The 12579-nt window shown below is 70.2% G+C and carries 9 protein-coding genes; 4 read left to right on the forward strand and 5 right to left on the reverse strand.

From position 1 onward, the window contains the following. Positions 1 to 54 precede the first annotated feature (54 nt). On the forward strand, positions 55 to 1077 hold the full coding sequence (locus ACIF83_RS12970) for a translation initiation factor 2 (protein WP_393484969.1): 1023 nt from the start codon (positions 55 to 57) through the stop codon (positions 1075 to 1077). 24 nt (positions 1078 to 1101) lie between these two features. Here ACIF83_RS12970 and ACIF83_RS12975 read toward each other — a convergent pair whose 3' ends face one another. Together ACIF83_RS12975 and ACIF83_RS12980 are read right to left on the reverse strand one after the other, a co-directional pair. After that, positions 1102 to 1539, reverse strand: coding sequence for a hypothetical protein (locus tag ACIF83_RS12975; protein ID WP_393484968.1), 438 nt, complete (start codon positions 1537 to 1539; stop codon positions 1102 to 1104). A gap of 79 nt (positions 1540 to 1618) precedes the next feature. Further along, on the reverse strand, positions 1619 to 2377 hold the full coding sequence (locus ACIF83_RS12980; protein ID WP_399726256.1) for a TioE family transcriptional regulator: 759 nt from the start codon (positions 2375 to 2377) through the stop codon (positions 1619 to 1621). Between the two features lie 131 nt (positions 2378 to 2508). Between ACIF83_RS12980 and ACIF83_RS12985 the strand changes: the two genes are divergently transcribed. The 3 genes from ACIF83_RS12985 (at position 2509) to ACIF83_RS12995 (ending at position 5620) form a co-directional block, all read left to right on the forward strand. Further along, entirely contained in the window at positions 2509 to 3492 is a 984-nt protein-coding gene (locus tag ACIF83_RS12985) for an ATP-binding cassette domain-containing protein (RefSeq protein ID WP_399726259.1), read from the forward strand. After that, positions 3489 to 4313, forward strand: coding sequence for an ABC transporter permease (locus ACIF83_RS12990; RefSeq protein WP_393484965.1), 825 nt, complete (start codon positions 3489 to 3491; stop codon positions 4311 to 4313). The genes ACIF83_RS12985 and ACIF83_RS12990 overlap by 4 nt, the downstream gene beginning before the upstream one ends. A 119-nt stretch (positions 4314 to 4432) precedes the next feature. Further along, positions 4433 to 5620, forward strand: coding sequence for an erythromycin esterase family protein (locus ACIF83_RS12995; protein WP_399726262.1), 1188 nt, complete (start codon positions 4433 to 4435; stop codon positions 5618 to 5620). A 118-nt stretch (positions 5621 to 5738) separates the two neighbouring features. Here the strand turns inward: ACIF83_RS12995 and ACIF83_RS13000 are convergent, their stop codons facing one another. The 3 genes from ACIF83_RS13000 to ACIF83_RS13010 all read right to left on the reverse strand — a co-directional run. After that, the gene (locus tag ACIF83_RS13000; protein WP_393484963.1) at positions 5739 to 6119 is read right to left on the reverse strand and encodes a winged helix-turn-helix domain-containing protein; all 381 of its coding nucleotides are present in this window, start codon (positions 6117 to 6119) and stop codon (positions 5739 to 5741) included. A 266-nt stretch (positions 6120 to 6385) separates the two neighbouring features. Beyond that, positions 6386 to 6598, reverse strand: coding sequence for an MbtH family protein (locus ACIF83_RS13005; protein WP_393484962.1), 213 nt, complete (start codon positions 6596 to 6598; stop codon positions 6386 to 6388). Positions 6599 to 6644: 46 nt separating this feature from the next. Continuing rightward, positions 6645 to 12579 (reverse strand): amino acid adenylation domain-containing protein (locus tag ACIF83_RS13010; RefSeq protein WP_399726266.1); only part of this gene is annotated, 5935 nt, incomplete at its 5' end.

A 12579-nucleotide genomic window follows, 5' to 3' on the forward strand; every position in this document is an offset into this window, starting at 1 on the left:
TCTCACACCTGACAAGGTGCGCTGCTCACGCTACTCGACACGGGGGGAGAACTCGTGGAATCGCGCGACCGCATGGTCATCGGGAATTTCGTCACGGACTGTCACATCTTCGAGGGAGACGGCACACACCCGATCCCGAAGGAGAATGTGCAGATCATCTACGAACCGGGGCTCCGCCGCGTGGAACTCCCCGTCGAGGTCCAGCGGTGGCGGGAGGACATCGAGGCGGAGATGCAGCGCCGGCAGGCGGCGGGTGAGCCCTACGCCTGGAACAACCCTCGTTTCGCCGTCGAGAGCATCATCACCTCGCGGAGCGACGAGACCGAAGAGCCCTTGGTGCGGATGAGTCTGTGCGACGCGGACTACTACGACTTCCTCGCCACGTCCGTCAACCTCGACGAGCCGCTGCGCGAGGGGGAGTCCGCCACCCTGCGCTCCCAGTACCTGGAGAACGCCGACCCGGTGACCACGCCCGCGTTCCTGTCCTGCAGCTTCGGCGTCAACGTGGCGGTGGAGACGGGCCCCGACCGGAAGATGGTCTTCGCGCGCCGCAGCGTCAGGGTGGAGGGCCACAACAAGGTGCGCTGGAACTCCTCGGTCAACGAGGGGCTCGCCGCCATCCACGACGTCCCCGAGGACGGCTCCCCCATCAGCCTGCACGCCGTGGCGCGCCGCGCGCTGCGGGAGGAACTCGCCGTCCAGGACGAGGACGAGGTCGAGCTGGAACTGCTCGCCTTCGCGCTCGACGTGCGCAACCACCAGTGGGCGGCCTTCTACCGGGCCGTGCTCCCCGACCTGACGGCGGACACGCTCGTGGCCCGCCGGAGCCGCGGGATCGAGGACAAGTGGGAGCACGACCGGTTCGACTTCGTCCCGGCCGATCCCGACAGCGTGCTCGACTTCGTTCTGCAGAAGGAGCCCGAGGAGTGGACCCCGTGCGGGCCCGCCCTCTTCTATCTGGCCCTCGTCCGCGCGGCCGTCGTCGCCCGCGGCGGCAACCGGTCGGGCCGGCTGGACGTCGAGGCCGCCGAGCGCCGGGCGGTGGAACGGCTCGCGACGCCCGCCGCCCGCAGGTAGCACCGCCGCGCCGGGGGCGGCTCGTCAGAAGACGTTCCGCTCCCGGTGCTGCCGGCGCAGCTCCAGGAACTTCGCGCGCACCTCGTCGGCCGGCATGCCGCCGCCCGCCTGGATCCTCAGGTCCGCCAGCGCGTCCCGGGACTCCATGAACCCACGCCACTTCTGCTGGGGCTTCAGCCAGGTGTCCACGGCCGTCATCACCGCGACGACCAGTGCCAGCGCGGGCACCCAGTCGATCAGCCAACTTCCGTGGCCGCCCCCGAGGTTCTGGTCGGCCGCCACGACGGCGCTGGCGATGATGAGCAGGATGCGGCTGAGGTAGTAGGTGACCCCGTAGTTGAAGGTGGCGATCCGCCACCTGCGCATCTCCCTGTCCATCTCCTTGACGAGGGGCTCGGGCAGGGGCTCGGCCGCTGCCCGCTGCTCGGTTTCCGTCACGGTCTCCACGACGTCCTCGGCCATGCGTCCCCCTGCCTCCCTGTCACCGCGCGAACATCGCCCATTCTCACCGACGGTGCGACGGCTGGTACCGGTGCCCGGTTCAGTGCTCCGCCGTGGCCGTGGGGTGGGTGAGCGGCTGGGGCGGGGTGACGTCGAGGAGGGCTACGTACCGGGCGAGTCGGACGGAGGCGTTGAGCATCGCCACGCCTCGGACGGTGAGGCGTTGCCGCCAGTCGTCGAGGGCGGCGGAGAGTGCCTGGGTTCCACCGGCGGTGCGGATCTGTTGGACCACGGTGGCGATCTGGTCCAGTTGATAGCCACCGCGCCTGAGGAGATGGGCCAGTTCCGCGTCGCGGATCTCGGGGGCTCCGTACGTGCGGTGGCCGGTGACCGGTGCGCGGTCGGGGGCGAGGATGCCCGCCGCTTCCCAGTTGCGGAGGGTCGCCGCGGTGACGCCCAGACGGTGGGCCAGTTCACCGATGCTGAAGGTCTCGCTGCTCACCGGTGTGTGCGCGGCGCTGTCGGGACTGGTGGTCAGGTGGGCCACGGCCTGTCCGACCGCGTCCAGTGTTCCCCGGTCGCGCAGCAGTTGGGCATGGCTGCGGTCGACGGCCGTGAGCGCGGCGTCGAGTTCGCCCGTGTTGAGCGCCCTCATGATCTGCCCGCTCACGGCGTATCCGTGCGCCGGGACGAGCGCCAGATAGGCCCGCAGGGCGGCCGCGTGCGCCTCGGTGTAGACACGGTAGCCGGACGGGGTGCGGTCGGCGAGCGGGATGCACCCGTCCCGCTCGTAGTTGCGGACCGCCTGGGTCGAGATGCCGTGCTCACGGGCCAGGTCGGTGGGACGCAGGTAATCCATGGTTTGAGACTTTAGCGCACTATTCCTGCGGCTTTTCTTCAAAAGTTTCAACCGGGATTGCAGGTATACGCTTGAGCTTCATGAGCAGGGAAGTTCGGGAATCGCCACAGCTCGGAAAGGAAATCCGGTAAATGCCGGCAGCGATCGAAGTGGCTGGACTGTGCAAGAGCTTCGGCTCGGTGATGGCACTCGACCACCTTGAACTCACCGTGCCGGAGGGCACCGTACACGGTCTGCTCGGCCCCAACGGCGCGGGCAAGACGACCACCGTCCGCCTCCTGAGCACCCTGATCAGCCCGGACGACGGGACGGCCGAGGTGTTCGGCATCGATGTGCGCAGCGACCCACGGAGAGTACGGGCCATCATCGGACTCACCGGGCAGTACGCCGCGGTGGACCAGTTACTGACCGGGCGCGAGAACCTGCACATGATCGGCAGGCTGTTCCGGCTGTCCAAGTCCGACAGCAGGGCCCGGGCGAGCGAACTGCTGGAACGCTTCGACCTCGGTCAGGCGGCCGACCGGCCGACGAAGACGTACTCGGGCGGGATGCGCCGCCGGCTCGACCTCGCCGCGAGCCTCATGGCGCGCCCCAGACTCATCTTCCTCGACGAGCCGACCACCGGCCTGGACCCGCGCAGCCGCATGGCGGTGTGGCAGATGGTGCGCGAGCTGGTCGCGGAGGGCACCACCGTGCTGCTCACGACCCAGTACCTGGAGGAGGCGGACCAGCTCGCCGACTCGCTGTCGGTGATCGACCAGGGCAAGGTCATCGCCGGCGGCACACCGGACGAGCTGAAGGCGCAGGTGGGCCAGGACTGGGTCGGCATCACCCTCGTCGACGGCGCCGCCCTCGACGAGACCACGAGACTCCTGCGGGAGCGGCTGGGCATCGAGCCGACCGCCGACCCGGAGAGGCTGGTGGTCCACGCGCCGCTGGCCGACGGCGGCACCCTGCCCGATCTCCTGCATCTGCTCAGGGACTCCGGTGTCGCGATCGGCAACGTGGCGCTGCGCCGCCCCACGCTCGACGACGTGTTCCTCGCCGTGACCGGTCATTCCGCCGAGCACAGGACCGACCAGCAAAGCAGCGGGAAGGACAACGAGCGGTCATGACGTCCACGGCCCTGACCTTGCAGAGCGGCAAGGCCGACACGAAGCCGCGCAGCGGAGTCTCCTGGTGGTTGTCCGATGTGTGGGAGATGACGCTGCGGAACATCCGGCACACCTTGCGCAGCCCCGAGTTGGTGAGCTTCTCGCTCCTCCAACCGGTCATGTTCATCCTGCTGTTCACATACGTCTTCGGCGGCGCGATCAACATCGGGGGCGGACGGTACGCCCAGTTCCTGCTCCCCGGCATCTTCGTCCAGATGGCGCTCTACGGTTCGGCCGCCGGCACCACCATCGGCATCGCCACGGAAATGCGCGAGGGTCTGATGGACCGCTTCCGTTCGATGCCGATGAGCCGCTCCGCCGTGCTCGTCGGCCGCACGGTGTCGGAGATCTTCCGCAACGCCGTCACCGTGGCCGTGACGGTGCTCATCGGCCTGCTCGTCGGATTCCGCTTCCTGGGCGGGTTCCTTCCGGCACTGGGCGGCATGCTGCTGTTGCTGCTGTTCGGCTACGCGGTGTCCTGGTTCGGCGCCTTCATCGGTCTGTCGGTGCCGGGCGCGGAGGCCGCCCAGGCGGCAGGTGCCGTGTGGATCTTCCCGTTCACTCTGATCTCCTCGGCGTTCGTGCCGACCAGCACGATGCCGGGATGGCTCCAGGCCTACGCCGCCCACAGTCCCATGACCGCGGCCGTCAACGCGCTGCGCGCCCTGTTCGGCGGCGGCCCGGCGGGCAGCTACGTCCTGCAGACGGTCGCGTGGTCGATCGGCCTGATCGTGGTCTTCGCCCCGCTCTCGGTGCGCAAGTACGCATCGAGCTCCCGCTGATCCCCCGGCCTACCCCCGGTTGATCAACGGTTTGAGACTTCCCGAGGCAACTGAGCCCGCTTGAGGAGCCGGAGCTTCGGGAAGTATCAACCGGTCTTGCAATGGTTCAATTGAGACACATGAGAAAGAACCTGCACGACCTCACCGTGGCCTCATGCGACCTGCTGGCGTTCGGTGAGCCGACCCACCAGGAGCCCGCCTTCGGGTGGGTCCGCAACGAGCTGTTCGTCCAGCTGGTCGACCGTGGCTTCCGGTCGATCGCCCTCGAGACCGACCGCGTGGCCGCGCTCGCCGTGAACGACTTCGTCCAGGGGGGAGCCGGAAGCCTCGACGCGGTCATGCGCGAGGGCTTCTCCCACGGCTTCGGGGACCAGGAGCCCAACAGGCAGCTGATCGCCTGGATGCGCACCTGCAACCAGAACCGGCCGCCGGAGGAGCGCCTGGCCTTCCACGGCTTCGACACCCCGACGGAGAACCACAGCGCCCCCAGCCCGCGGCGCTATCTCGAGCACACCCGGGACTACCTGCAACTCGGCGTCGACCTCGCGGACCTCCTCGGCGACGACGAGGGCTGGAGCCGCACGGAGGCGGTCATGGACCCGGCGCTGTCGCTCGGTGCCACGGCCGAGGCCGAGCAGGCACGCTCGATCGCCGACGCCATGCTCACCCTGCTGCACGCACGCGAGCCGGAGCCGGCCGCGGCGGACGCGCACGCCGAGTGGCTCAGTGCCAGGACGCATCTGACCGCAGGCCTCGGCCTGCTGCGATACCACAAGCAGTGTGCGCAGAGCCTCGAACACGCCACACGGATCTCTCGTCTGCTCGCCACCCGGGACTCGCTCATCGCCCAGAGCCTCCTCGACGTCCGCAGCGCCGAGGCACGGCGGGGCCCCACCCTGGTCTTCGGCCACAACCTCCACTTCCAGCGCAACCTGAGCAGCTGGTGCCAGGCGGACCTGGACCTCAACTGGCACGGCGCCGGCACCGTCCTGGGGCCCCTGATGGGCGAGCGGTACGGCTTCGTCGCCGGCAGCCTGGGCCGCAGCGAGGCTCTCGGGCTCCTGGATCCCGAGCCCGACACCTACGAGAGCCTGCTGCAGAGCGGTATCAACGCCTGGGATCTGGCAACGGACGTCACGGACGCCCCCGCCCGCACGCGGACCGACATCGCCCCGCAGCAGGGCTACCGCCCGCTCGACCGGACGATCCTCGAGGGAGCCGACGCGGTCCTGCACATCAGCGACGGCACAGCCGCCACCAAGCAGTCGCGGGACGCACTCCTGCCCGTGCCGGCAGTCACTTCGTGATCGGTCACGGCACCGCGCCGACGGATCCGTCGGGGCGCCTGCCGGCACCTGGGTGATGTTCTCCCGGCTCGACACCGCGTGGACCGACTGCGGCACGCGGTGTCGTAGCTGCGCGCCCTCAGACGGCCGCGTTCTCCAGCACATAGCCGCGTCCCCACGCGGTCCGGATGACCAGGTCGATCGGGCACAGGCGGCGGCGGAGCCGCATGATGTGCAGGTCGAGCGAGTTTCTCGTGGGCATCGGCACCCGGTCGGCGAGCCGCTGCGTGAGTTCGTGCCGGTACACGACCTCACCGAAGTGCTCGATCAGCAGCTCCATCAATTCGGTCTGCGCATTCGAAATGGTGATCGAGTGCGGTCCGAAACACAGCGTTCCGGCCGAATCCAGGGTCGGAACCTGACGGCTGTCGAGCCGGTTCTGTAACGCCCTGACGCGGGCGTCCAAATCCTCTCGGGATATGGGCGCACGCACCCAGTCCTCGAACGGATCATTGCACACGGGAGGGCGTGCACCTCCCTCTACGACGAGAAGACGGGGCACCCCCTCCCTCCTACATCGATTCCGCAGGTCCGTTTGTGCCGGCCATCGGACGAACATTACGTCGGTGTTTGTGCCAGCCACAGCACAAGCCTCCCCGTTGACGCTCATGGATGGGTCAGGTCCATGCCTCTATGCCATGTTAGGTTGTTCGGCCTGCAACCGGGAGGCGGTACCGATCCGTTCCGGCCCGCCCCGAGCGTGCGCCTTTCACCACGGCGCGCGACCTACCGGTCCATCGCCTCTCGGAGGCTGCGGGGCCGCATGTCGGTCCAGCTCTGCTCCACGTAGGCGACGCTCTCCGCCCGTCCCGCCGGACCGAAGACAACGCGCCAGCCGGCCGGCACCTCGGAAAAGGAGGGCCACAGCGAGTGCTGGTCCTCGTCGTTGACCAGCACGTAGAACTGGCCATTCTCGTCGTCGAACGGGTTGATACTCACCCTAATCCTCCAGATATCGTTCCAACGGTCAAGGGTTTGGCCCAGATCATCGCGCTGCGCGCAGAATCTGGTTGATGACACGACAGATTTCAGCCGCGTTACGCGGCCAGTACATTTCGTTGTGAGCACAGGGGATGTCAAAGCGCTGGATTCGGCCGTCGACGAACTCCTGCCACAGCACCTCGAGTTCCTCCTCCAGCTGCCGCTTGTCGTGGCTCTCCGGGTCGAGGAGCGCGTTGAAGAAGACCACGTCGCCGTGGTACCTCGGCGACCTGAACCGGCGCATCTGCTCCATCTCGCCGACGAAGATGGAGGAAGCCGTGGCGACCAGGGTCGGGTATTCCTCCATTCCGGCCAGATGGCCCATGTAATTGGCCAGGAATCGGCGCACCATGGCCTCGTCGAGGGCTTCGAGATCGGCGAAGTGGCTGGAGGGTGCGGCGTCCAGCAGCGCGAGGAGCGCCACCTCGTGTCCGCGGCGCTGCAGTTCCGCCGCCATGGCATGGGCCAGGGTGCCGCCGAAGGACCAGCCGAGCAGGTGGTAGGGGCCGCTCGGCTGGACCTCCAGCACCTGCCCCACGTAGTCCTGGACCATCTCCTCGATGGAGCTCGCCGGCGGCGTGGTCCCGTCGAAGCCGCGTGCCTGGATGCCGTAGAGCGGCCAGGACGGGTCGATGTGCCGGGCGAAGCCCAGGTAGGGCCAGCTGAGCCCGCCGCCCGGGTGCAGCCACCACAGCGGGGGCTTCTCCCCCTCGGTGCGGATCGGCAGCAGCACGGCGAACGGGTCCTCGAAGCCCACCTCCGTGTCCGCGGACAGCTGCGCCGCCAGTTCGGCCACCGTGGGGTACTGGAACACCGTCCGGATCGGCACGTCCACGCCCAGCTTCTCGTGGATCTGCCAGACCAGGCGGGTCAGCCGCAGGGAATGGCCGCCGCAGGCGAAGAAGTCGTCGTCGATCCCGATCCGGTCCAGGCCGAGCACCTCGGCGAAGAGTCCGGCGAGTTCCTCCTCGCGCGGTGTGCGCGGGGCGCGGTAGTCGCCGCCGCTCGGGTCGGGGTCGGGCAGCGCTGCCCGGTCCACCTTCCCGTTCTCGGTGAGCGGCAGCCGGTCGAGGACGATGATCTCGCTGGGCATCATGAACTCCGGGATCCGGCCCGCGAGTTCCTCCCGCAGCCGCGAAGGCAGCCGGGACACGCGGCGGGACACCGCGGGCACGTTCACCAGGCGGGACGAGGGGGCGTCGGCGGGCCGGTACACGCCGTCGCAGCACCGGGCGTCGACGTCGGGCAGGACGACCGCCTCGAAGCAGTCCGCCGCCTGCGCCGACCAGGTGCAGTACACGGCGAGCCCGCGTGCCGCGCCCCACGCCTCCAGCTCGGCGGGGTCGAGCGTACCCCCGGTCTCTGCCGGGGCGCCCCACTCGGCGACCTCGCCGGCCAGCCTGGCGTTCGGGACCCGGGTCAGGCGCAGTTGGCCGCCGTGCCGGGCCAGCGCGGTCTCCACGTCGGCCAGTTCACGCACGTCCGCTCCCCAGACCGCCGTGGGCAGGTCCGCCAGGTGCAGCGAGCGGGTGGGCTCCTTGTGCAGCACGACCTCGTAGCGGTGGCGGGTCAGCTCGTTGTGGTGGCTGCCCTGCTTGAGGCGGATGTCGGCGGCAACGGCCTCCGGACGTGCCGAGGCCCAGCGGGTGAAGTAGCCCGGGTCGATGACCAGTTCCTTCTCGCCCAGCACCGCGCGTTCGACGGCTGCCTGCACGGCGGCCGGGCCGTCGTCCGGTTGCCGGGAGCGGTGGACCGCGGCGCTGAACATCCGCAGGGTGCGGTAGTTGCGGACGTCGCCGATCACGATGCGTCCGCCGGGCGCGAGCCGGTCCATCGCGAGGTCGAGCACCCGGGTGAGGTAGTCGGCGTCCGGGAAGTACTGCACGACCGAGTTGAGGATCACCGTGTCGAAGAACCCCGTGGGCAGGCCGTCCGGGTCGTCGGCCGGCCGGCAGCGCAGGGTGACCTTGTCCGCCAGCCGCCGGTCGGCGCGGACCTGGGCGCGCAGCCGCTCGATGACGGGGGCGGAGAAGTCGGTGCCCCAGTACTCCTCGGCCTCCGGTGCCAGGGGTCCCAGCAGCAGGCCCGAGCCGACGCCGATCTCCAGTACCCGGCGCGGCCGCAGGGCGCGCACCCGGGCGAGCACGGCCTCGCGCCAGGCCCGCATCTCGGGCAGCGGGATGGCCCGTCCGGTGTACGAGCTGTTCCATCCGGTGAAGTCCTCGCCGACCCCACCCGGGTCCACCGCTGTCCCGCCGTACATCTCGTCGTAGATCTCACGCCACTCGCCGACCTGCTCGACCGCGTCGCGGCCGGTGGAGGCGGACGCGTCGGGCACCACGTAGGCCACCATGCTGCGTTCACCGAGGCGGTCCTGGCGTACGGCTACCACCGCGTGCGCCACACCCTCGCGCTCACGCAGCACCGCTTCGAGTTCGCCCGGCTCCACGCGGAAGCCGCGGAGCTTGATCTGGTCGTCGGCCCGGCTCACGTACTGAAGGCTCCCGGCCGTGTTCCAGCGCACCAGGTCACCCGTGCGGTACATGCGCGCCCCGGGCGGCCCGAACGGGTCGGCCACGAACCGCTCACCGGTCAGGCCCGGCCGGCCCGCGTACCCGAGGGCCGCTCCGTCGCCCCCGATGTACAGCTCCCCGACCACGCCGGGCGGCACCGGCCGCAGCCGGTCGTCAAGGACCAGCAGCCGGCTGCCGTCCATGGGTGTGCCGATGGGCAGCGGGTCGGTGCAGCGGTCCACCGAGGACACCCGGTACCGGGCGGCGAACGTGGTGGTCTCCGTCGGGCCGTACCCGTTCACCACGGTGAGGCCGGGGCAGGCGTCGAGGACCCGGCGGACGGCGGTCGGCGAGAGGACGTCACCGCCCGCCCACACCTCGCCGACATTCGTGAAGCACTCCGGGCGCTGCTCGGCCATCACGGCGAACAGTCCGGCGGTCAGCCACAGTCCGGTCACCGCCCGTTCGGCGACGACACGGGCCAGTTCCCCGGTGTCCGGCCGTCCGGCACGCGCCACCACCGCGGTGCCGCCGCCGAGCAGCGGCACCCACAGCTCGTACGTCGACGCGTCGAACGTGTGCGGTGAGTGGACCAGGACACGGCGGTGGGCGCCGGTGGCCCAGCAGTCGTCGAGCGCGAGGTCGACCACGTTCCGGTGCGTCACCTCGACGCCCTTGGGGCGGCCGGTGGAGCCGGACGTGAACATCACGTATGCAACACTGCGCTCCCCCACGCCGTCGGCGTCGAGCGGGGAGTCCGGGCACCCGTCGAGGTTCTCGTCGGCGAGGCCTTCGTCCACGGTGACGGTGGGAGTGAGGTCGCCGAGCATGAACTCGATGCGCTCGGGCGGATAGGTGGGGTCGACCGGCACATACGCGGCTCCCGTCTTCAGCACCCCGAGGATCGCGGCCACGAGCAGGGGCGAGCGTTCGAGCACGAGGGCCACCCGGGTGTTCGGGCGGGCGCCGTGTGCCCGGAGGTGGTGGGCGATGCGGTTGGACCAGCGGTCCAGTTCGGCGTAGGTCCAGCTGTGCGTGCCGTCCGCGGAGACCAGCGCGATCGCGTCCGGCGTCGCGGCGGCCGTGGCGGCGAACCGCTCGTGGACGGTGCCGGCCTCGAACCCGGCGTCCCGGCCCTGACCACCCCACCGGTCCAGCGTCGCCCGCTCGCCGTCGGCCAGGATGTCGACGGCTCCGATGGACGTCTCCGGTGCGGCGACCACCTGGCGCAGGAAGTGGACCCAGCGGTCGAGCATCGTGGTGATCGTGCCGGCGTCGAACAGCTCGGTCGCGTACTCGGCGAAGCCCTCGATCCGGGCCGGCCCGTCGTCGTCCCGTTCCGTGAGGCTGATGAACAGGTCGAAGCGCGAGGTGCCCATGCTGAAGGGTTCCTCGGACACCGCCAGGCCCGGCAGGGCGAACTCGGGCCGCGCGTTGTTCTGCAGCGCCAAACACACCTGGAAGAGGGGGTGGTGTGCCGACGACCGCACCGGGTTCAGGACCTCGACCAGATGCTCGAACGGGATGTCCTGGTGGTCGTAGGCTGCCAGGCTCGTCTCCCGTACCCGGCGGACGAGTTCGGTGAAGCCGGGGTCGCCGGAGGTGTCCGCCCGGAGCACCCAGGTGTTGACGAAGAAGCCGACCAGCCGGTTGAGCGCCTCGTCGGTACGGCCCGCGATCGGCGAACCGATGGGCACGTCCGTGCCCACGCCCAGCCGGGTGAGCATCGCGGCCAACCCCGCCTGCAGCACCATCGACACGGTGGCGCCGGTCTCCCGGGCCAACCGCCGTATGCCCTCGGTCAGCTCCTCGTCGAGTACGAGCGGAACCAGGTCGCCGGCGTACGACGCCACAGTGGGCCGTGACCGGTCGGTGGGCAGGTCGATGGTCTCGGGCAGGCCGGCCAGATGAGTGGTCCAGTAGTCCAGCTGACGCCGGTACAGGCTGCCCGGGGCGTCGCCGTTCCCCAGCAGCTCCCGCTGCCACAGGGTGTAGTCCGCGTACTGCACCGGAAGCGGCTCCCACTCCGGTGTCCGGCCGGCCCGGCGGGCCTCGTACGCGGCGGTCAGGTCCTGCGCGAGCGGGAGAGCCGACCAGCCGTCCGCCGCGATGTGGTGCGCGCCGATCAGGAACACCGACTCCAGCTCGCTGATCCGGAACAGCCAGGACCGGAAGGGGATCTCGGTCGCCAGGTCGAAGGGCAGGCGCGCCGCCTCCCGCAGGGCGTCGGGGAGTTCGGCCTCCGTGACCTCGCGTTCCTCCCAGGGGACCTGGATCGCGGTCGGCTCCAGGATCTGCTGGTACGGCTGCCCGTCCGCCTCGCCGAAGACGGTGCGCAGGGACTCGTGCCGCACCACGACGTCGTGCACGGCCTGGCGGAGCACGGCCGTGTCGAGGTCACCGCGCATCCGCAGCGCCAGCGACACGTTGTACGTCGCCGACGGCCCCTCGAACCGGTGGATGAACCACAGCCGCTGCTGCGCGAAGGAGACCGGCAGCAGCTCGGGCCTGTCCTTGGGCAGCAGGGGCGGGCGGACATTGCTCAGGGACGTCAGGTGTGCCGCCAGCTCGGCGACCGTAGGGGCCTGGAAGACGACCCGGATCGGGATCTCCACGCCGTGCACGGCGCGAATACGGCTGACCAGTCGGGTGGCCAGCAGCGAATGCCCGCCCACGGAGAAGAAGTTGTCGTCCACGCCGACCCGGTCGAGTCCGAGCACCGCGGCGAAGAGCGCGCACAGCGACTCCTCCTCCGGCGTCGAAGGGGCCCGGCCGCTGCTGCCGGCCGAGTAGTCGGGCACGGGCAGCGCGCGCCGGTCCGGCTTGCCGTTGTCGGTCAGCGGCACGCTGCCGATCGGCACGATCGCCGTCGGCACCATGTACTCGGGCAGCGTCTCCCGCAGGTGCGCGCGCAGGGCGGGCAGCAGCGCGGTGATGGCGCCGGCGGCCACGGGGTCGTTGACCAGGGTGCGTTCGCCGACCGCCGGCAGGTACGTGCCGGTGAGGATCCGACCGGCCACCGGGTCGTCCCGGAAGACGAGCACGTCGACCTGGTCGACCGCGTCCGCCGACCACGTCACCACCGCGTCCCGTCCCTGCACCGCGGCCCACGCGGGAACGTCGCCCGGGTCGAGTGCCGGCAACTCCGACGCGACGGAGTCCTCCTGGCCCAGCTCGCGCGCCGCCGCGATCTCGTCGGTCAGGCGCGCGTTCGGGATGCCGGTGATGCGTACGACCGGCGCGTCGTGATCGCTGACGCTGCGGACGAGGCGGTCGAGGTCGCCGTCCCACGCCACGGTGGGAACAGCGTCCAGGGACACCGGTTTCGTGGTGCCCGGCTTGTGCAGCACCACCTCGTAGCGGTGCCGGGTCAGCTCGTTGTGCGCACTGCCGTCCTTGACCCGGACATCGACCGCGACACCCCCG

The sequence above is a fragment of the Streptomyces sp. NPDC085866 genome (assembly GCF_044541035.1).
Classification (GTDB): domain Bacteria; phylum Actinomycetota; class Actinomycetes; order Streptomycetales; family Streptomycetaceae; genus Streptomyces.